The sequence below is a fragment of the Brachybacterium timonense genome (assembly GCF_900258505.1).
In the GTDB taxonomy this organism is placed as follows: Bacteria; Actinomycetota; Actinomycetes; order Actinomycetales; family Dermabacteraceae; genus Brachybacterium; species Brachybacterium timonense.
Map to the genome: position 1 here is coordinate 697,072 of NZ_LT984895.1, position 19,991 is coordinate 717,062.

At 66.9% G+C, this 19,991-nt stretch carries 14 protein-coding genes, 2 tRNA genes and 1 pseudogene; 9 read left to right on the top strand and 8 right to left on the bottom strand.

Annotation, left to right across the window (positions count from 1 at the left end):
• Window positions 1-23: 23 nt before the first annotated feature.
• The gene (gene gntP / locus C8271_RS02950) at window positions 24-1,409 is read right to left on the bottom strand and encodes a gluconate permease GntP (RefSeq protein ID WP_106506047.1); all 1,386 of its coding nucleotides are present in this window, start codon (window positions 1,407-1,409) and stop codon (window positions 24-26) included.
• A gap of 186 nt (window positions 1,410-1,595) precedes the next feature.
• Window positions 1,596-2,558 (bottom strand): NAD(P)H-quinone oxidoreductase, encoded by a 963-nt coding sequence (locus C8271_RS02955; RefSeq protein WP_245920812.1) that lies wholly within the window; start codon window positions 2,556-2,558, stop codon window positions 1,596-1,598.
• 45 nt (window positions 2,559-2,603) lie between these two features.
• Here C8271_RS02955 and C8271_RS02960 point away from each other — a divergent pair.
• Window positions 2,604-2,691, top strand: a tRNA-Ser gene (locus C8271_RS02960).
• A 51-nt stretch (window positions 2,692-2,742) separates the two neighbouring features.
• On the opposite strand, the gene C8271_RS02965 is transcribed toward C8271_RS02960, so the two are convergent.
• From C8271_RS02965 to C8271_RS02980, 4 genes are read right to left on the bottom strand one after another with little or no spacing between them, the layout of a single operon-like run.
• The gene (locus C8271_RS02965) at window positions 2,743-4,047 is read right to left on the bottom strand and encodes a TRAP transporter large permease (protein ID WP_106506048.1); all 1,305 of its coding nucleotides are present in this window, start codon (window positions 4,045-4,047) and stop codon (window positions 2,743-2,745) included.
• Window positions 4,044-4,643 carry a TRAP transporter small permease gene (locus tag C8271_RS02970; RefSeq protein ID WP_106506049.1) on the bottom strand — a complete coding sequence of 200 codons (600 nt, stop codon included), beginning with the start codon at window positions 4,641-4,643 and terminating at the stop codon, window positions 4,044-4,046. Before C8271_RS02970 ends, C8271_RS02965 begins: the two co-directional genes overlap by 4 nt.
• Before the next feature lie 11 nt (window positions 4,644-4,654).
• On the bottom strand, window positions 4,655-5,701 hold the full coding sequence (locus tag C8271_RS02975) for a TRAP transporter substrate-binding protein (protein WP_106506050.1): 1,047 nt from the start codon (window positions 5,699-5,701) through the stop codon (window positions 4,655-4,657).
• A 7-nt stretch (window positions 5,702-5,708) separates the two neighbouring features.
• Window positions 5,709-8,258, bottom strand: coding sequence for a glycoside hydrolase family 31 protein (locus C8271_RS02980; protein WP_106506051.1), 2,550 nt, complete (start codon window positions 8,256-8,258; stop codon window positions 5,709-5,711).
• 229 nt (window positions 8,259-8,487) lie between these two features.
• On the opposite strand from C8271_RS02980, the gene uxaC reads away from it, so the two are divergent.
• Window positions 8,488-9,912 carry a glucuronate isomerase gene (gene uxaC / locus C8271_RS02985; protein ID WP_106506052.1) on the top strand — a complete coding sequence of 475 codons (1,425 nt, stop codon included), beginning with the start codon at window positions 8,488-8,490 and terminating at the stop codon, window positions 9,910-9,912.
• Window positions 9,913-9,927: 15 nt separating this feature from the next.
• On the opposite strand, the gene C8271_RS02990 is transcribed toward uxaC, so the two are convergent.
• A complete protein-coding gene (locus C8271_RS02990) occupies window positions 9,928-11,433 on the bottom strand; it encodes a mannitol dehydrogenase family protein (protein WP_106506053.1) in 1,506 nt (501 codons plus the stop codon).
• 304 nt (window positions 11,434-11,737) lie between these two features.
• On the opposite strand from C8271_RS02990, the gene C8271_RS02995 reads away from it, so the two are divergent.
• Both C8271_RS02995 and C8271_RS03000 read left to right on the top strand, forming a co-directional pair.
• The gene (locus C8271_RS02995; protein WP_106507839.1) at window positions 11,738-12,214 is read left to right on the top strand and encodes a peroxiredoxin; all 477 of its coding nucleotides are present in this window, start codon (window positions 11,738-11,740) and stop codon (window positions 12,212-12,214) included.
• 214 nt (window positions 12,215-12,428) lie between these two features.
• Window positions 12,429-12,518: transfer RNA gene (locus C8271_RS03000), tRNA-Ser, on the top strand.
• Between the two features lie 294 nt (window positions 12,519-12,812).
• Here the strand turns inward: C8271_RS03000 and C8271_RS14420 are convergent.
• Window positions 12,813-13,493 (bottom strand): annotated as a pseudogene (locus C8271_RS14420) (GntR family transcriptional regulator); the annotation flags it as partial.
• Between the two features lie 287 nt (window positions 13,494-13,780).
• On the opposite strand from C8271_RS14420, the gene C8271_RS03015 reads away from it, so the two are divergent.
• The 5 genes from C8271_RS03015 to ppc all read left to right on the top strand — a co-directional run bounded on the left by C8271_RS03015 (window position 13,781) and on the right by ppc (window position 19,990).
• Window positions 13,781-14,692, top strand: coding sequence for a transporter substrate-binding domain-containing protein (locus C8271_RS03015; RefSeq protein ID WP_106506055.1), 912 nt, complete (start codon window positions 13,781-13,783; stop codon window positions 14,690-14,692).
• Between the two features lie 82 nt (window positions 14,693-14,774).
• On the top strand, window positions 14,775-15,521 hold the full coding sequence (gene ehuC / locus C8271_RS03020; protein WP_106506056.1) for an ectoine/hydroxyectoine ABC transporter permease subunit EhuC: 747 nt from the start codon (window positions 14,775-14,777) through the stop codon (window positions 15,519-15,521).
• On the top strand, window positions 15,518-16,162 hold the full coding sequence (ehuD, locus tag C8271_RS03025) for an ectoine/hydroxyectoine ABC transporter permease subunit EhuD (RefSeq protein WP_106506057.1): 645 nt from the start codon (window positions 15,518-15,520) through the stop codon (window positions 16,160-16,162). Before ehuC ends, ehuD begins: the two co-directional genes overlap by 4 nt.
• 16 nt (window positions 16,163-16,178) lie before the next feature.
• On the top strand, window positions 16,179-17,015 hold the full coding sequence (gene ehuA, locus C8271_RS03030) for an ectoine/hydroxyectoine ABC transporter ATP-binding protein EhuA (protein WP_170957783.1): 837 nt from the start codon (window positions 16,179-16,181) through the stop codon (window positions 17,013-17,015).
• 179 nt (window positions 17,016-17,194) lie between these two features.
• Window positions 17,195-19,990, top strand: a complete 2,796-nt coding sequence (gene ppc, locus C8271_RS03035) for a phosphoenolpyruvate carboxylase (protein WP_425428201.1) — start codon at window positions 17,195-17,197, stop codon at window positions 19,988-19,990.
• The last annotated feature ends 1 nt before the right edge of the window (window position 19,991 follow it).

The window sequence follows — 19,991 nt, forward strand, 5'->3', positions numbered from 1 at the left end:
CTGCAGGCCCGAACCGCGCGGCGTCAGCCGACGAACAGCGAGAACAGAAGCACCATTCCCAGACCCACCAGGGAGTTGCAGAGCTGCAGCAGCCCCCACGTCTTCAGTGTGTCCTTGACGGAGAGGCCGAAGTAGCCCTTGAACAGCCAGAACGACGCATCGTTGATGTGGGTCAGTGTGTTGGAACCGGCGGCGGTGGCCATGACCAGAAGGGCCGGGTCGATCCCGGCGGTCATCGCACCGGTGGCCGGATCCATCACCGCGGCGGAGATGATCCCGGCGGCGGTCATTGCGGAGACGACGCCCTGACCGGTGGCCAGACGGATCAGCACGGTGATGAGCCACGCCATGATGTAGGGATTGGCGGAGGTGCCGGTCATCAAGCTGCCGATGAAGTCACCGATGCCCGTGTCGATGATGACCTGCTTGAGGGCACCGCCGGCACCGATGATCAGCACGACACCCGCGATAGCCTTCACAGCCTCCTCGAACTTGTCCATGACCCAGGAGAACGGCCGCTGTTGTCTCGTGCCGAACAGAACGAATGCGGCGAGCATGGCGATCGTGATGGCGACGGGCGACGAGCCGATGAAGTTCACGACGTCGTGCGCGAGGGTCCCCTCGGTGAGCCAGATGTTCGCGATGGTCGCAGTGATCATGATGATCGCGGGGATCAGCGGGGTCAGAATTGACACGAGGAAGCTCGGTCGCCGGTCGGCGGGGACCTCTTCGTCCTGTTGCATGATCGCGGGCACCGCATAGTCGAGATTGCCCAGGAAACGGGGAAGGACCCACCCGGTCACAGCCACGGTGGCGATGGCGATCGGGACGCCATAGATGTAGGTCATGCCGGTGTCGGCGTGATAGGCATCCACCAGGGCGACGGGGCCGGGCTGCGGCACGAACAGCGAGTGCGCGGTGGTGGTGGCGGCCACGGCAGGAATCGCCAGTTTCATGAACGGCATCTTCGCCTCGTGCGCCACGGCAATGATCAGCGGGGCCAGCACGATGAAGGCGACTTCGTAGAACATCGCCAGACCGAACACGGTGCCGGCCAGCACCATCGAGATTTTCACCCAGCGCAGGCCGAGCGTGGTGATCAGCGTCTGAGCGATCTGCGTGGCGGCTCCAGAGTCCACCATCAGCTTGCCGATCACCGCGCCGAACACCACGATGATGGCGAGAGACCCGAGGGTGGAACCGAAGCCGTTCTGGATCGTCATGAGCAGGGAACCCAGGGTGATCGAGTCACCGGGGATCCAGCCTGCAGCGATCGACACCATCTCGCCGATGCCGATGAACAGCGCGGCGAGCAGCAGCGCCAGCATCGCGTTGAGCTTGTACCTCATGTTCAGAAAGAACATCAGGGCGATGCCGAGCACGATCCAGAGGATGTGCAACCACTCCATTATTCCCACCACCATTCGTCGTCGAACAGATCCCGGCGCCGAGCCGGACGGCGAGCGGGGACCGGGTGCGTCCGACCGATGCGGATCTGGGCCGACGATGGCCCGCGCGCCACTGTAGTGGTGCCAGGCTAGGGACGGTGCGCTGTCACGCCCAACACCAGGCCATCTGTTGCCGTCGAAGGATGATCACCGCGCGACGCGCAGCACGACCTTCCCCAGGTGGCCACCGCGGGCGAGAACCTGATGCGCCTGGGCGGCCTGCACGAGGTCGAAGCGCTCCTGGATCGGGATACGGATGCTGCCGTCGGCCAGGAGGGGCCAGACGAGTTCGCGGGTGCGGTCCAGGATCTGCTTCTTCGCGGCGAGATCGAGGGACCGCAGAGTCGTGCCGATCACGCGTAAGCGTTTGACCATGAGCTGACCCACGGGAAGCTCCCCGGTGGGCCCGCCCAGTATGCCGATGATCACCAGCCGGCCGTCGGGGCGCAGACTGCGCACATTGCCCCTCAGCGCGGGACCGCCGATCATGTCGAGGATCACGTCGGCTCCACCATCGGCTCGTACCGCCTCGACCAGGTCGGTCTCGTGCCGGTTCCATACCCGATCGGCATGCAGGGCGCGCACCTGCTCGGCGGCATCCTCGGAGCCGACACTGGCGAGCACACGAGCACCGAGTCTGTGGGCGATCTGCACGGCGGCCGTTCCGATGCCGCCGCTGGCGCCGTGGATCAGCACCGTCTCACCTGCCGTGAGGTGCGCCTCGATGACGAGGTTCGAGACGACGGTGGCGCACACCTCGATCACACCGGCAGCGTCGACGGGATCCATACCGCTCGGAACCGGCAGCAGCAGATCGGGATGCACTGCAACGGTCTCGGCGTAGCCGCCGCTTGGCAGAAGCGCCACCACCTGTTCGCCGGTGTCGCGGCGGCGGCCGCAGACTTCGAGCCCCGGCAGATCCGAAGCGCCGGGCGGGGGAGGGTAGGAGCCGGAGACCTGCGCCAGATCGGCACGATTCACGCCGGCAGCGATGACATCGACCAGCACCTCACCGTCGCGTGGTGTCGGCTCGGGCCGCTCCTCGGGCACGAGTGTGTTCTCGGGGGAGATCGCCATGGCGCGCATGGGACCACCGTAATGCGCGGTCATGAGGCAACCTCGGATACCCTAGACGTCGCTCCCTTCGGGGCAGCAGGAGGGTTGTCAGAGCGGCCGAATGAGATGGTCTTGAAAACCATTGTGCAGTAACCCTGTACCGCGGGTTCGAATCCCGCACCCTCCGCCGTGTGACCAGTGATGATGCTGCTTTGCGTGCAGCATCATCCGTGCAGGATCACTCGAGCGAGCCGGTGAGCCCCGGCAGCCACAGCGACAGCGCGGGCACGTACGCGATGAGGAACAGCAGTGCGATCAGCGCGGCGAAGAACGGCAGCAGGCGCGGCACCACTCGTTCGATGCTCACCCCCGTGATGCCGGTGGAAACGAACAACACCGACCCGACCGGCGGGGTCATGGTGCCGATGCACATCGCCATGATCAGCACCATGCCGAAGTGGACCGGGTCCATGCCCACGCTTTCTGCGATGGGCAGCATGATCGGGGTGAAGATGAGGATTGCCGGCGTGATGTCCAAGAACGTGCCCACGGCCAGCAGCACGATGAGCATCAGCGCGATCACCAGCGGCCCGGAGGACGCGACCGAGAGCATGGCGTCGGTGATCGCCCCGGGGATCCCGCTGAACGCCATGATCCAGCTCATCGCACTGGATGCGGCCACGAGCAGCATCACCACGCCAGTGGCGCTCACGGTGTCGCGAATGATTCGCGCGATCGCCTCCCGGTCCAGTGCCCGGTAGATCAGGGAGAGCACCAGGCAGTACACGACGGCGACGGCTGCACCTTCGGTGGCGGTGAAGACGCCAGCCACGATGCCGCCGACCACAATGATGATCAGCAGTAGCGAGGGGACGGCGCGCAGCAGCACAATGAGCCCCTGCCGTAGGCCGACGCCCGTGCCGCCACGCAGCCCCTGGCGCAGCGCGATCACGGTCGCCACCGCGATCACCACGAGGCCCATGAGGATGCCGGGAACGTACCCGGCCATGAACAGCGCTGAGACAGACACGCCACCGGCGATGGTGGAGTAGACGATCGCTGCGGTGGTCGGCGGGATGAGCAGACCGGTGGACGCAGAGGAGACGTTCACCGCGGTCGAGAACGCCGGGTCATACCCTTCCTCCTCCTGCCGCCGGTGCAGGGTGCCACCGATCGCGGCAGCGGAAGCCACCGCAGACCCGGACAGGGCGCCGAACAACATATTCGCCACCACATTGGTGTGCGCAAGGGAGCCGGGCACACGACCGACGATCACGAGTGCCAGGTCGATCAGGCGACGCGCGATACCGCCGCTGTTCATGATGTTGCCGGCCAGGATGAACAGGGGGATCGCCAGCAGCGGGAAGCTCTCCACGCCGCCGGTCATCTGCTGTCCGAGAACGAACGTGGCGTCGCTCCAGCCGAGCACCGCGACGATGGTGACGAAGCTCGAGACACCGATCGCAATGGAGATCGGGACCGATGCGAACAGCAGCAGGAAGAACAGCCCGAACAGCAGAAGGGCAGCACCAAGGGCGCTCATCGCTCACCCTCCGTTCGTGTCGCGGGGCGGATTTCGTCCGCCGTGGAGCGGGTATCGCCGGTGAGGGTGGAGGACCCGGTTGCGGGGGCCGCCTGCGCTGCCTCGGCTGCCGGGCTGCTCGTGCCGCCCGCCGACGGGTCCAGCAGGGCCGTGATCTGCGCAAGAGCGATCATCAGGCCGCTGATCGGGACGATCGCGTAGACGGCGCCGCGGGAGATGCCCAGCAGCGCCGACATATCGCCCAGCGAGGACAGCACCAGCATCACGCCGCCGACGCCGAGCACGAGCACGGCGAACAGCAGCACGAGCACGTCCACGGCGCGGGTCAGTCCGCGCCGGGCGGGGGCTGACAAGCGGTCCGGAAGAATCGACAGCGCCATGTGCCGACGCTCGAGGAATGCGTACGACGCCGCGAGGAAACTCGTCCAGATCAGGGCGTAGCGCACGAGCTCCTCGGTCCAGGCGGTGGGCTGGTTCAGCGCATAGCGTGTGACAATTTGGATCATGACCAGCACGGTCATGAGTACAAGCAGCGCGCCCGCGCCCCACAGCAGGGCCGTGGCGAGGCCGCGGCGGATGGTTGCGATGCCTCTCATGTCAGCTCTCCTCAGCCTCGTGCCTGATCGATGATGGCCAGAACGTCGGCCACTTCGGGGAAGTCCGCACCGAACTCGTCGACCACCTCACGGGTTGCTTCCCGGAAGGCCTCCAGGTCGACGTCCTTGATGAACTCCACGCCCATCTCGGCCGCCGCGGAATAGGACTCCTCGATGCTGGTGGCCCAGTCCTTCTTGTGCTTCTCGGTGGCGGCTTGCGCGGCGTCCCGCAGAGTGGCACGGTCCTGCTCATCCAACCGCTCCCAGGCGGGTGTGCCGATGGTGAGCAGGTCGGGGATGCGCGTGTGCTCGGTCAGGGAGAAACACTTCGCTACTTCACCGTGCCCGGACTGGTCGAGCGCGGTCTCGTTCGATTCGGCGCCGTCGATCAGCCCGGTCTGCAGGGCGGTGTAGATGTCGCCGAAGGCCATGACGATCGGGGAAGCGCCCAGCGCGGACATCATCCGCACCTGCGTGCGCATGTCCTGGATACGGATCTTCAATCCGGCGGCGTCCGCCGGTGTACGCACCGGGGTGCTGCCGGTGTAGAAGGAGCGGGCGCCGGAGGTGAAATAGGTCAGTCCCAGCAGGCCAGCATCCTCATTCGAGGTGAAGAAGCTCTGCATGGCGTCGGAGTCGAGCGCCGCGTAATAGTGCTCCTCGGAATCGAACACGTAGGGCAGACCGAACGCGTGATAGCCCGGGTTCCAGGCGGCGAGCCCCGGTGAACCGACGCGGGTCATATCGACGATCCCTTGGCGCAGCTGGCCGAGCACCTGGGGTTCGCTGCCCAGCTGCCCGCTGTCGAACATGGAGATCCGCAGCCGACCCTCGCTGCGCTCCTCCACCTCAGACGCGAAGGCGGCGAGGGCTTTCGACGTCACGTGCTGTGGATCGAGGCTGCTGGCCAGTGACAGCGTCAGCGGTGCGGCGCTGCTGGCGTCCGCGCTGGTCATCTGCCGGGAAGGGTCGCCGCAACTGGCGAGTGCCATCGACCCAAGGCCGACGGCACCAGCGAGCGCCAGAGCACGGCGCCGGGTGGGGAACGGGTAGTTCATCGCAGTGTCACATTCCGATCATGTCGAAGGGCTCGACGCTGACCACGATGCGGTGGTCGGCGCCGTCGTCCGGCATACGCACCAGGGCGCGGCCGAGCTCCGGGTCGTAGTGCCAGGCCCGCTGTGCCGTATCGAAGCGTGGGCGGTGCAGCTCCTGGTCGATGCGCTCACCGTCAATCTCCACCCAGTACGGGGCGCTGGACGGGCAGATCACGTCCCACTGCAGGTGGCTGAGTGGGCTGCGGAAGGAGCCCGAGCGCGTCAGTGTGATCTCGATGCGGTCGCCACCGGTGACGGTGATGGTGGATTCGCGCAGGTCACCGCGCTCGTACGCGCGGGTTGCGCCGTCGTCCTCGTAGAGCACGAACTCGGCGGGGCCGTCGGCAGCGGCAGGGGGAGCGCACAGGATCCGCAGGCTCTCGGGTCCCGCGCCGGTGAGACTCATCGGCTGTTCGGCAGCGAGCGGCAGGATCGCACCATCGGGCAGGAACAGCGGGATGGAGGAGAGATCCACGTCCACGGTGACCTCCTGGCCGCCCTCGTACACGCGTCCTGTGCCCAGCTCGTGGAAACGCCGCCCGGCAGGCAGACGCACAGTGCGGGTCCGCGCGCCTTCCTCGAGCACGGTCGCGACCAGCAGGGCATCGCCGAGCATGAACTCGCTGCTGGTGGCATCCAGCGCCGGGTCCTGCTGGAACGCAGAGACCAGTGGCTCCATCAGCGGCAGACCCTCGACATGCGCCCGGCGCATCAGCGAGTACAGGTAGGGCGTGAGCCGGTAGCGCAGCAGGATCGCCTCGCGCACGAGCGGAGCGACCGACGGATGCATCCACGGCTCAGTGACCGTGTTGTCGCTGTTGACCGAGTGGATGGAGAAGCGCGGCTGGAAGATGCCGTGCTGCACCCAGCGCAGCAGCAGCTCAGGGCCGGGCCGCGGGCCAGCGAAGCCGCCGATGTCGCAGCCGTGATGGGCCACACCGGACAGGCCCATCCCGAGGATCGTGGCGATGTTGTTCTGCAGCGATCGCCACGAGGTGAAGTTATCGCCCGCCCAGGTCTGCGCGTACCGCTGAATACCGGCGTGCCCGGCGCGGCACACCACGAACGGGCGAGCGTCGGGGTCAACGGCGCGAATCGCGTCATGGGTGGTGGCGCACATGAGGTTCGCCATCACGGTGCGCAGTCGACCGATGGTGGCGCCGTGGCCTTCGAAGTCGACCCGGGCGTCCTGATCCACGATCGAGTCGTACTCGCAGTTGTCGTTCCAGACCGAGAGCGTGCCCTTGTCGAGCACGGCCTCCTGCAGCCACGTCGCCCAGGCCTCGCGGGCGGCCGAGGATGTGAAGTCGACGAACCGGCCGGGTCCGCCCCACCACATGCCACGCTCGGCGCCGGGGGCGACATCGGCGTCGCCTGCATCGCCCTGTGTGCCCTCGGCGGTGCGCACGAGGACGCCGGCATCCGCGAACTCGCGCAAGCGCGGGTGCACGTCGAGGATGCCGGGTTTCACGTTGGGGGAGACGACGATGCCGCGCTCACGCATCGACGTGAAAAACTTCTCGGGATCGGGGAAGCGGTCGTCGTTCCATGTGAACACGCAGCGTTTCGGCCCGTCAGCGGTGTCCTGGGTGGTGTAGCCGGAGGAGAGCTGGAAGCCGTCCACAGGGATGCCTTCGCTGCGCGCGGTGTCGATGAAGTTCACCAGCGCCTGGTCGCAGTCGCGGTCCAGTTCGGCGTAGAACATGGACGAGGCGAGATAGCCGAGCGCCTGCCGCGGCAGCATGGCGGAGCGGCCGGTGAGCATCGTGAGGCGCCGCACGACGTCACGGATCGACGGGCCAGCGATGACGAACAGATCCAGGTCCCCGCCGTCGGCGCGCATGCGGGTACGGCGTGGCCAGTAATTCGAGTGCTCGCGCGCGAAATCCAGATCCAGTGCCCACGTCGTGTGCCAGAACACGCCGCTCGCTCGCCGGGTGGCGCGGTCCAGGCGGATCCCGGCCGGGATGTGCTTGTACAGCGGATCCGAGTGCTCGGGGTCGTAGCCGAGTGCGTCCTTCGGGCTCAGTGTCAGGGTGCGACGGGACTTGTCCAGGCTCCCGGTGCTCTCACCGAAGCCGTAGAACGCGTCGCGCTCGCCGGTGACGGCATAGTGCAGCACACGCTTATTGCTGTCCTGCTGCCAGGCGATCCCCGGCACGTCGCGGTGCAGCACCTGGCCGTCCTGATCTGTCACCGTGATCGCGAACGGGCTGCGATCGACACGCACGGTGAGCCGGCCGCCGCTGAGCAGCACGTGGTCGTCCTCCTCCGCGTCGATCGTGAGCGGGAGGGGGTCGACGCGAGTGCGCTCCTCGCCGAGCACAGGATCGAGGCGGTCTTCCCAGGCGGTGGTGACCAGGCTGTAGGAGGCTTCCTCGAAGGCTCCGTCGAAGCTGGCACGGATTCTCAGCACCTCGGGTGTGAGCAGCAGCAACCGGATTTCCGGCCCGCTGGTGATCAGACGGATCCAGGGGCCGTCGGTGTGGACGGCGTGCAGCGCACGGGCGATGAGCATCGCTCTCCGGCTCCTTTGGCGGTCTCGGCACAGGGCAACGCAGGGAAACACAGCAACGATGTCGAGTCAGTGTGACACGTTCCACCGGTTGCCGCGCATTGTCGTCGATGAGCGTCCCCAGCGCCAGCACGTGGCGTGCGCTGCGGCGGCCGAGTGCTCGCGCCGTGACCACCGGCAAATGGTGGCAACGCCTCCGGTGACGGTCGTGACGCGCGCCAGGATCGGTCCTATGAGCGACGATGCCTTCGAGCCCCACCCGGACCGACTCCTCCCCGCTGATCCGGGGGTGCGCGCCATCGCCCGAGACATCTACGGGCAGATGAAGGACCAGTCCATCATCTCGCCGCACGGCCACGTCGACCCGCGCCTGCTGCTGGATGACGCCCCCTTCCGTGACCTCGCGGCGCTGTTCATCACGCCCGACCACTACGTCACACGGCTGCTGCATGCCCGCGGCGTCGCGCTCGAATCCCTCGGCGTCGGCCAGGGGCCGCTCGAGGAGAAGGACGCCCGCACCGCCTGGCGCCTGCTCGCCGAGCACTGGCACGCCTACGCCGGCACCCCCTCGCGCTACTGGATCGAACATGAGCTGCATGACGTCTTCGGCGTGCGCCAGGCGCTCGCCCCCCAGACCGCCGACGCGATCTACGACCAGGTGGCTGAATGCCTGGCCCGCCCGGAATTCTCCCCACGCGCCCTGTTCGCACAGTTCCGTATCCAGGTGCTCGCCACCACCGACGACCCCTGCGACGACCTCGCCGTCCACCGTGCCCTGCGCGAAGATCCCGAGATCACAGGTCGCGTGGTGCCCACCTTCCGCCCCGACAAGTACCTCGAACCGGCCCGCGCGGACTTCGCGCAGCTCACCGACGCGCTCGGGGCCGCCGCGGACCATCCCGTGGACACCTACGTCCAGTACACCGAAGCGCTCCGCCAGCGCCGCCTGTTCTTCCGGGACAACGGCGCTGTCTCCTCCGATCACTCGCATGCCGATGTCGGCACGGAGCGCTTGAACGAGGCCGACGCCGAGCGGCTCTACGCGCAGGCACGCCGCGGAGAGATCACGGTCGAAGCCGGTGCCGCGCTGCGTCGGCATCTCATGAGCGATCAGGCCCGCATGGCGGCCGACGACGGTCTGGTCATGACCCTCCACCCGGGGGTGCACCGCAACCACCACCGCGGCATCCACGAGCGGTTCGGTGCCGACGTCGGGTTCGACATCCCCACCGCGATCGACATCGTGCACGGCCTCGAGCCCGTGCTCAATGACGTCGGCCTGAACCCCGGATTCCGTCTGGTGCTGTTCACCATCGACGAGACGGTCTTCTCACGAGAGATCGCGCCACTGGCGGGCGTGTACCCGTCGGTGTACGCGGGAGCGCCGTGGTGGTTCATCGATGCGCCCGACGCCATCGGCCGGTTCCGCCGCGCCGTCTCCGAAACGATCGGATATTCGAGAACCTCTGGGTTCATCGACGACACCCGGGCTTTCTGCTCCATTCCCGCCCGGCACGACATGGCGCGCCGCGTCGACGCCGCGCATCTTGCCGGGCTCGTGGCCGAGCATCGGATGCGGATCCAGGACGCGCTCGCGCTCGCCGAGACCCTGCCCGCACAGCAGCCGCGGTATGTGTTCCGCCTGGGCGAGGACTGACGCCGCCCCCGGTTCCTACTCCCCGCTTGCCAGCACGTCATCGAGCGCTGCCGACGTTCCCTGCTCGTGCATGAGCCGCAGGAAACGACGGTACGGCTCGGTGAAAGCGGGCTGCTCGGCAAGGTCGCCGAACAGGGTGGTATCGCGCAGGAACGCGAGTTCGTCCCCGGTTCCTCCCTGGTCGGTGGGTAGCTGGCGCCGTGCCGCCTCGATGATCGCGTCACCGCGGGCATCGACCACGTCGATCGGCTCTCCCTGCTCGTCGACCCCTTCCGCATACCGTGCCCAGGAGGCGACCACAGCTGCCGCGTGACGCACATCGCCGCCCGCCGCAAGACGTTCGCGCACCACCGGCAGCAGCCACGGCGGGATCCGGTTCGAGGAATCCGCGCATAGTCGCGCGAGCGTGTCGGCCACATGCTCGTTGCCGTACCGCTCCTCGAGGGTGCGCGTATAGGCGTCCAGGTCCACGCCGGGCACGGGGCGCAGGGTGGGGCGAGCTTCGCGCAGCCAATACCGGCGCAACAGCTCCACGATCCGCGGCTCGCGCATCGCTTCGTGTGCGTACCGGTGGCCCAGCAGATAGCCGATGTAGGTAAGCGCCTGATGTGTCGAGTTCAGCAGGCGCAGCTTCATCAGCTCGTACGGCTCAACGTCATCGACGAGCTGAGCGCCTGCGTCCTCCCAGGCGGGGCGGCCCTGCGGGAAGTGATCCTCGATGACCCACTGTTCGAACGGCTCGGCCACCACCGGCCAGGCGTCATGCACACCGAGCGCGGCATCGGCGTCCTCACGGTCAGCGGCTGACGTCACCGGGGTGATCCGATCCACCATCGTCGCAGGGAAGGCCACCTCCCGCTCCATCCAGGCGCCCAGCTCAGGGTCGAGCGCCGTGGCGAAAGAGCAAAATGCCCGCTGCGCCACCTCCCCGTTGCCCTGCAGGTTGTCGCAGCTCATCACCGTGAACGGCGGCAGGTCGCGTTCCCGTCGCAGGGCGAGCGCCGCGGTGACCACGCCGAACACGGTGCGTGGCGTGGCTCCAGGTTCGAGGTCAGCGGCGACGTTCGGCTCGGTGAGGTCGAAGGAGCCGTCGGTGCGCGAGACGTTGTATCCACCTTCGGTCACCGTCAGCGACACGATACGGATCGCCGGATCGGCCAGTCGCTCCAGCACCGCCTGCGGGTCTTCCGGCGCGTGCAGGTACTCGATGAGCGAGCCGATCACGCGCCGGTCCCGACTGCCGTCCGGGTGCTTGAGGGTCAGCGAGTACAGGCACTCCTGCGGCGCGAGGGCTTCACGCATCGCCGAGTCCGAATCCAGTAGGCCGATGCCGCAGATACCCCAGTCCTCGTGACCACCGGCGGCGAGCAGACGATCGGTGTACAGCGCCTGGTGTGCGCGATGGAAGCCGCCCACACCGATGTGCGCGATACCGGCGCGCACACGCGAGCGGTCATAGGTCGGGCGCGCCACCTCCGCAGGCAGCTCGTCGAGCACGGCGGGGGACAGGCGAGACGTCATGGGGACCTCCAGGCGGAGCCGCGGTCGCTGGCCGCGGCGTTGAGGCCGACATCATCGGGGATGCCGGGTGGACCGTTCCTTGACTGTACGGGACGGCAGCACCGCACAGAGCAACCGAGGTCCGTTCTCCGCGGCACCCGTGGATCGATCGTGGCAGGGGAGGTCGGACGTCCGGCGCGGTGTCGTGCCGATATCGTGAGGGCGGGGGCTGGTCCAGGGCGGTCTTCCGCGATCAGGCCTTCCTGTCCTGCCCGCCCCTGCACCAGCCCGTTTGCGCCCTGCAGCGCCCGCCCAGCTGAGGAGAATCATGGCCGCACCTGTGAAGCTCGCCGTCGGCGACCGAGCCCCCTCCTTCGACTTGCCCACAAGCGGTGGAGGGAGACTGAGCCTTGCCGACCTTGCCGGAGCGCCTGCGGTGCTGTGGTTCTACCCGGCGGCGAACACCTCACTGTGTACGCGCCAGGCCGTCGACCTGCGCGACCATCACCAGATGTTCACCGATGCCGGGTATCGCGTCGTGGGCATCTCCCCGGATCCGGTGGCGGAGCTGGATCGGTTCGTTGCTGAACAGCAGCTGCCATACACCCTTGCGGGCGATGAGAGCCACGAGGTGATGTCTGCTTACGGCGCGTGGGGCGAGAAGAACATGTACGGCAAGATCGTCGAGGGTGTGATTCGCTCCACCTTCGCCATCGACGCCGACGGCGTTCTCACCTTCGTCAAGTACCGCGTGGGCACGCCCAAGCACATTGCGCTGCTGCAAGAGAAGCTCGGCCTCTGATCTGAGGTCTCTGATCTGTGGCGTAGGCCGATGCTCCTCTCGGGCCGGAGGCGCCGTGACACGGTGCACAGACCGCCGCGAACCGCGTGCGGGTGCGGTGCGGGCGTGCTGCCCCGGCCATGCGCCGCCGACGTGGCCCGGATCGCTTTGTGAGCAGGTGATGCTCTCCGGTAGTGTGTCCTTCGCGCTTGCTGCCGTGGGTGGCTGAGCGCAAGGAGACGTGGCAGAGCGGCCGAATGCGCTCCCCTGCTAAGGGAGTAGGTGGTGAGAAACCGCCTCGGAGGTTCAAATCCTCTCGTCTCCGCCCAGTGGAGGGGCCGCCAGCTCGGCAATAGCCGGAGCGGCGGCCCCTCCTCTGCCTCCGGCTCTCCCACACCGGCGTGTCTCGGCGAGCCGGGACCGTCCACCAGGCCACGCGGCCCGGTCGGCGGGGGCATGCCAGCGGCTGAAAGGGGTCGCCTCCGGTGGACTCTGCATCCATGCCTCGAGTGAAGCCGTCTTGCTGTACATCGGCGTCGAGGCGGTGGATATAGGTGGCCAAAGCGTGTTCGAGGCTCTTGCTGGCGGCGGTCTCGTCGCCGTTGCGCAGTGCGAGCAGGAGTTCGCGTGCCTGATCCTCGACCTCGGTGCGGAGTGCGAAGCCCAGGGGATCGGAGAACGCTGCGATCCGAGACATGATCGCGATCGTGTACATCGAGGTGGTCAGGAACCGGTTTCCGGTCTGCTCGACCAGGCCCTGGTGCAGTTCGAGGTCGGCGTCGGCAGCGGTCCGCAGGTCACCGGCGTCGAGGGCGGTCCGCAACTCGTCCGCTTTCTGTTCGAGCGGGGCGAGTAGTTCCGCGACGGCATCCGCGCACCCGTCGGCCGTCAGCGAGCGGATGCGACCTGTGAGGATGCGGATCGCCTGCATCTCGACCGCCGTGCGGTACTGGATGAAATCCCCCACGGTGTCCCGCCCGAGCCGGGTGACGCTCACTCCGCGCCCAGGTTGCTGGCGAAGCAGTCCGTCGCGTACGAGCCGTTGGCATGCCTCGCGCAGGGATGAGCGGGAGATTCCCATCTGCTTGGCCACCTGGATCTCGGGCACCTGGTCACCCGGCCTCAGTGCGCCGTCGTAGATCGCCCCGCGCAGCTGGATCTCCGCCTGATCGATGATCGAGAGACGCTCGACGGCGTGAACAGACGGCAGGTTCACAGGCTGAGAGGTCTGACGCAACGCGACGGCTCCGGTGAGTTCGACAGATGAGATGGGCCGCCATCGTATCCGGGCAGCGATCACGTGCCGCAGACGTCACGGACCCGTCACGATCGAGCGTTTCTCTCCGCTATGGGGGTCCATCCGTCGGACATCTGTCTTACGGTGGCGAGGATCGAATGTCAGATTGTCCGACAAATTGATACGCCGACGAACGACACCCGCAACGTGACAACACCTCTGCTTGACAACGCTGTGCGACGAGATCCCGGATCCGCGCTGCCGCACTCACAGACCAGGCGGTGCAACCGGTGGCTGTCGCACTGACCGGTGTCCGTCGACCGCACTCCCACCCGAAAGGAATCGTGGCTATGCACGATCGCCGCACGTTCTTCCGCGCCAGCGGACTTGTCCTGTCCACCGCTGCTCTTGGCCTCGGCGCCACCGCCTGCAGCCGCACAAGCGCGGGTGGCGGAGCCGCTGGCGATGGCGACCTGCTCGAGCGGCTGCGCAAGGCCGGGAAGATCACCGTGGCCTTCGCAGGGGAGGCGCCGTACAGCTTCGAGGACGATGGCGAGCTCACGGGGGCGACGATCGCTCTGCATCGCGAGATCTTCCCTGCTCTCGGCATCGACGAGGTCGAAGGCGTCCTCACCGAGTGGGGTTCCCTGATCCCCGGCCTGAACGCCAAGCGTTTCGACGCTGTCAGTGCCGGCATGTCGATTCTCCCGGATCGCTGCTCCGAAGCGGCATTCACCGATCCTGAGATCCAGTACACGACCGCGATCCTCACCCCCAAGGGCAACCCGGAGGGCCTGGAGAACCTGCAGTCCTTCGAGGGCAAGGACCTCAAGCTCGCCACCATGTCCGGTGCTATTGAGAGCGACTACTGCGAGCAGCTCGGAATCGACAACATGCAGGTCCAGAGCCCGCAGGATGGAGTCGACGCGGTCCAGGGCGGTCGTGCCGACGCCTTCGCTCTGACCGGTATCTCTCTCAAGTACATGGTGGAGAAGCAGGGCATCGATCTGGACGTCACCGAGTCCTTCGTGGCTGAGGTCGACGGTGTCAAGCAGTTCGGCGCAGGCTCCACTGTGCTGCGTCCCGACGAGGACTCCGCCAGCCTGCTGAAGGCGTACAACGAGGAGCTTGGCAAGATCATGGGCGACACCGAGCGCTTCCTGGGGATCGTTGGCGACTTCGGCTTCACCGAGGCCGAGATCCCACCGGAGGAGATGACGACTCAGATGCTCTGTGAGGGTGATCTTTCCGAGCTGCAGTGACCTGCGCCCTCACAAGGGCGGTCGCCCTTGAGTGGCCGCCCTTGATCGCTGACGAGCTTCATCCTCTCGGAGGTGTCATTCGATGGAATGGCTGAACGACAACGCGTCCTCGCTAGTTGATCGGTTGCCGCAGTTCGCCGACGGTATCTGGGTGACCGTTCTGCTGACCGTGCTCGGAGCGGCCGGAGCATTCGTGATCGCGATCGTCTTTGGGCTAGCCAGTGGTCACCGTTCAGCACCGCTACGCACCGTCTCCCGTGTCTTCGTCGAGTTCTTCCGCGGCACCTCACTGCTGGTGCAGATCTTCTGGCTCTTCTACGTGCTGCCGCTGCTCGGTTGGGAGCTGGAGCCGCTGGCCTGCGGAGTCCTCGCCCTCGCGCTGAACTACGGTGCCTACGGTGCAGAAGTGGTGCGCGGATCCATCGCTTCGGTTCCCCAAGGCCAGTATGAGGCGATCAGCGCGTTGAGCTTGTCGCCGGTGCGCGGCATGGTGCGGGTGATCTTCCCGCAAGCGTGGGCGCTGATGCTCCCCTCGCTCACCAACCTGTTGATTCAGTTGCTCAAGGGCACCGCGATCGTCTCGTTCATCACCCTGCATGATCTGTATTTCCAGATCAGTCAGCTGCGTAAGGACACCGGTACCTGGTTCGCCTTCGGCATTGGCCTGCTCGTCTACTTCCTGCTCGCCTATGCCCTCACCCTGATCATGAATGCTCTCGAGATCCGTGCGAAGCACGCGCTGGGACGCGGCCCGAGCCTGCGCGACTCGCTGGGGACACTGCTGCGCCCCGTTGATGCGATGCCCGCCGAGGGGAAGGTGGCGACATGAACGACGTCTTCAGTCCCGAAGCGTTCGGTGAGGTCTTACCGGTCCTGTGGGCTGGCTTCAGGATCACGCTCCTAGCCACTGTGTTCGGCACGCTGATCGCGGCCGTACTCGGACTCGTGCTGGCGATTGCGCGTCGAGGCCTGCCGCGCGTGGTGAGCATCCCGCTGATTTCCGCCGCCGAGTTCGTCCGGATGACGCCGCTCGTGGTGCAGCTGGTCTTTGCGAACCTCCTGCTTACGCAGTTTTCATCGCTCACGATCGGCATCTGGGTGCTTGGCATCCACTACTCGACGTACATGGCCGAGGTCTACCGGGCCGGCATCGACTCCGTTCCCAAGGGTCAGTGGGAGGCGGCGACGGCGCTCTCGATGTCGCGTCGGCGCACCTGGCGGGCCGTGGTGTTGCCGCAGGCAATCCGCAACACGCTCCCGTCACTGGGCAACTACGCCATCTCTATGTTCAAGGAGACCCCGTTCCTTTTCGCCATCGGCGTGGTGGAGATGGTCACCGCCGCCCAGCAGTACGGCGCCTCCACCTTCCGCTACACCGAGGCGTTCACACTGGCCGGCATCATCTTCCTGCTGGCCAGCTACCCGACGTCCGTGCTCGTGCGGAAGCTCGAGTCGCGCATGGCCTATTGATCCCAGGAGGGACCGCATGACCACAGACGATCACACCGCGGCGGACCGCGTCAGCCAGAGCGACACCGGCGACGGTGCGCCAGGAGCAACCGCCCCGACCATCGAGTTCCGCGACGTGCTCAAACGCTTCGGCGACAACACCGTGCTGGAGGACCTGAACTTCTCAGTGGATCCCGGCCAGCGGGTGACGCTGATCGGGCCGTCCGGCTCCGGCAAGACCACCATCCTGCGGCTGGTGATGACCCTCGAGGAGCTGACAGGCGGTTACATCTTCATCGACGGTGAGCCGCTCGCTTACGAACGCGTCAATGGCAAGCGTGTGCGGCTGAGCGATAAGCGTCGCCGGGAGAGCACGCGGAAGATCGGCATGGTCTTCCAGCACTTCAACCTGTTCCCCAACATGACTGTGCTGGAGAACATCATCGAGGCGCCGATACACGTGCTCGGGCGGCCGAAGGAGCAGGCAGTGCAGTCTGCGCAGGAACTCCTGGAGCGCGTGGGCCTGCGCGGCCGTATGGACGCGCGCCCCTCGCAGCTGTCCGGTGGTCAGCAACAGCGCGTAGCGATCGCCCGAGCTCTGGCCATGGACCCTGAGGTGCTGCTGTTGGATGAGGTGACGTCCGCGCTCGACCCCGAGCTCGTGGGCGAGGTGCTCTCCGTTCTCGAGGACATCGCTGATACGACGGACATCACCATGCTCATCGTCACGCACGAAATGCAGTTCGCCCGCGATGTTTCCCAGCGGGTGATGATGTTCGACCGCGGCCGAATCGTCGAGGAAGGGCACCCGGACAAGATCTTCTCGGATCCTGACCATCGGCGCACGAAGGACTTCCTGAGCGCCGTGCTCTGAAATCCGCCCGCACAGCGAACGACGCGCGGCCGAGTCCGAGGGATCGCCGCGATGCGCGATACCCTATGCCTGCCCGATCCGCGCCGCTGCGGTCGCCTGGATCGGCGGCCGACGCGGTGCCCTGTGAGGAGAACCGCGTGAGCAACACCAGCCCCGCCGAAGGCCTGCACGTCCCGACGCTGACCAGTGAGTTCCCAGTCGTCGGCGATGATCCGCACATCGACGCCCCGTTGCGGGCCACCGTGCGTCGGCTCTCCACCCTGCTGGGCCGCACCCTGGCAGAGCAGCACGGTCCGGAGCTGCTGGAGCTTGTCGAGGACGTGCGCCGCGCCACCAAGGAGGCGAAGACCCTCGGTGACACCGAGGAGGCGCGCGCTGTGCAGAAGCGTCTGGCGGCGCTCCCGCTCGAGCAGGCCACCGCGCTCACCCGCGCCTTCACCCAGTACTTCCTGCTGGCCAACGCCGCCGAGCAGGTGTACCGCGTGCGTGCCATGAACGAGCGTCCCGGCTCCGAGTCCTGGATTCCGCGCACTATCCGTGCTGTTGTCGAGCAGCGGGGGAGTGACGCCCTGCAGCAGGCGGTCGATGCGCTGGACGTGCGCCTTGTGTTCACGGCCCACCCCACGGAGGCGTCACGTCGGGCCGTGCTCACGAAGCTGCGCCGCATCTCCGAGCTTCTAGAGGCCGATACTGCTGAGGGCAGCCGGGAGCGTCGCCGCCAAGACATGGACCTCGCCGAGGTCATCGAGTCACTGTGGCAGACCGATGAGCTGCGTCGGGAGCGTCCCACCCCGCAGGACGAGGCACGCAACGCCCTGTGGTACCTGCGCGAGATCCACCGCCACACCATGCCCGACCTGCTCGACGATTTCCGCGAGGAGCTGCGTGAGCACGGCGCCGATCTGCCCGCTCGCGCCGTGCCCTTGCGCTTCGGAACCTGGATCGGTGGGGACCGCGACGGCAACCCATACGTCACTGCCGAGGTCACCCGGGAGGTGCTGCAGCTCCAGGCCGACTCGGCGCTCGATATCGCCATCGAGGCGCTCACCGGCCTCATCGCGGAGCTGTCCGTCTCCAGCGTGCTCACCGGTGAGGACGAGCAGCTGCGCGAGAGCCTGAACGCGGATCTCGCCCTGGACACCCGCATCACCGAGGTGGAGCGCAGCCTGTACGAGCAGGAGCCGTATCGACTGAAGCTCGGCATGATGCGGGCGAAGCTCGAGGCCACCCGTGAACGCCTGCACAACGGCTCGGCACATGAGCCCGGCCGTGACTACCGCGACGGTCATGAACTGCTGGATGATCTCGACGTGGTGCGCGATGCGCTGCGACGACACCGCGGGGTGAAGGCCGCCGACGGCGCACTCGCGATCATCGAGCTTGTGCTCGCCGGATCCGGTCTGAACCTGGCCACCATGGACATTCGCGAGCACGCCGAGAAGCACCATGAGGTGCTCGCCCGCCTCTTCGACCGGGTGGGAGAGCTGGGACACCCCTACGCGGAACTTGACCGTGCGGAGCGTACCCGGGTGCTGTCCGCCGAACTCGGCTCCCGCCGACCGCTCGTCGGCAGCGCGATCACGGAGGACCCGACGATCCTGGACGACGCGACACGCACCACCTACGACGTGTTCCGCGAGATCCGTGAAGCGCATCGCCGCTACGGCACCCAGGTGATCGAGACGTACATCGTCTCCATGACCCGAGGCGTGGACGACATCCTGGCTGTGGCGCTGCTGGCCCGCGAGGCAGGGCTGGTCGACCTCACCGGCCCGGGTGAGCATCGCGCCGACATCGGCTTCGTCCCGCTACTGGAGACGGTGGAGGAGCTGCGCCATGCCGGCGAGATCCTCGACGGGCTGCTGTCGGATCCGTCCTACCGCGAGATCGTGCGGCTGCGCGGCGATCGCCACGAGATCATGCTCGGCTACTCCGACTCCAACAAGGAGTCCGGTGTGATCACGAGTCAGTGGGAGATTCATCAGGCCCAGCGTCGACTGCGCGACGTCGCCGCCCGCTACGGCGTCACCCTGCGTCTGTTCCACGGCCGTGGCGGTTCCGTCGGCCGCGGTGGCGGCCCCACCTACGATGCGATCCTCGCTCAGCCGTACGGCGTGCTCGAGGGCGAGATCAAGTTCACCGAGCAGGGCGAGGTCATCTCCGACAAATACATGCTGCCGGCCCTGGCCCGGGAGAACCTCGAGCTGTCGCTCGCAGCGGTGCTGGAAGGATCCGCGCTGCACACCGCGCCGCGCACCACCGCTGAGCAGCTTGACCGTTTCGGCGAGGTCATGCAGCAGGTGTCTGACGCCGCTTTCGCGCGCTACCGCACTCTCGCCGATGATCCGGACCTGCCGGAGTACTTCGTGACCTCGACGCCGGTGGAGCAGCTCGGCGAGCTGAACATCGGCTCCCGCCCCTCCAAGCGCACCACGTCAGAGAAAGGTCTGGACGGTCTGCGTGCCATCCCGTGGGTGTTCGGCTGGACCCAGTCGCGGCAGATCGTACCCGGCTGGTTCGGGGCCGGCTCGGGTCTGAAAGCCGCCCGGGAGGCGGGCCTGGAGCAGGACCTGCAGGACATGATGCGGCACTGGCACTTCTTCCGCACCGTCGTCAGCAACGTCGAGATGACACTGGCGAAGACCGACATGCAGATCGCCGCGCATTACGTGTACTCGCTCGTGCCTGAGCGGCTGTGGCCGCTGTTCGACCGGATCCGTGAGGAGTACGAGCTGTCCGTGGCGGAGGTCGAACGCCTCACCGGTGTGCTGGAGCTGCTGGACAACCAGCCCGTCCTCAAACGCACTCTGGCCGTGCGTGACCGCTACCTCGACCCGATCTCCTACATGCAGGTGGCCATGCTGCAGCGCGTCCGCGCCGAACAGGCCGCCGGTGTGGAGATCGACCCAGAATTGCAGCGCGCCCTGCTCACGTCGATCAACGGCGTCGCCGCCGGTCTGAAGAACACCGGGTGAG

Coding starts and splice junctions, on each gene's coding strand:
- C8271_RS02970 (WP_106506049.1), bottom strand. CDS start 4,643: ATGAGAGGCATCGCAACCATCCGCCGCGGCCTCGCCACGGCCCTGCTG.
- C8271_RS02980 (WP_106506051.1), bottom strand. CDS start 8,258: ATGCTCATCGCCCGTGCGCTGCACGCCGTCCACACCGACGGCCCCTGG.
- C8271_RS02955 (WP_245920812.1), bottom strand. CDS start 2,558: ATGACCGCGCATTACGGTGGTCCCATGCGCGCCATGGCGATCTCCCCC.
- C8271_RS02975 (WP_106506050.1), bottom strand. CDS start 5,701: ATGAACTACCCGTTCCCCACCCGGCGCCGTGCTCTGGCGCTCGCTGGT.
- ehuD (WP_106506057.1), top strand. CDS start 15,518: ATGAACGACGTCTTCAGTCCCGAAGCGTTCGGTGAGGTCTTACCGGTC.
- C8271_RS02990 (WP_106506053.1), bottom strand. CDS start 11,433: ATGACGTCTCGCCTGTCCCCCGCCGTGCTCGACGAGCTGCCTGCGGAG.
- C8271_RS03015 (WP_106506055.1), top strand. CDS start 13,781: ATGCACGATCGCCGCACGTTCTTCCGCGCCAGCGGACTTGTCCTGTCC.
- gntP (WP_106506047.1), bottom strand. CDS start 1,409: ATGGAGTGGTTGCACATCCTCTGGATCGTGCTCGGCATCGCCCTGATG.
- uxaC (WP_106506052.1), top strand. CDS start 8,488: ATGAGCGACGATGCCTTCGAGCCCCACCCGGACCGACTCCTCCCCGCT.
- ehuC (WP_106506056.1), top strand. CDS start 14,775: ATGGAATGGCTGAACGACAACGCGTCCTCGCTAGTTGATCGGTTGCCG.
- C8271_RS02965 (WP_106506048.1), bottom strand. CDS start 4,047: ATGAGCGCCCTTGGTGCTGCCCTTCTGCTGTTCGGGCTGTTCTTCCTG.
- ehuA (WP_170957783.1), top strand. CDS start 16,179: ATGACCACAGACGATCACACCGCGGCGGACCGCGTCAGCCAGAGCGAC.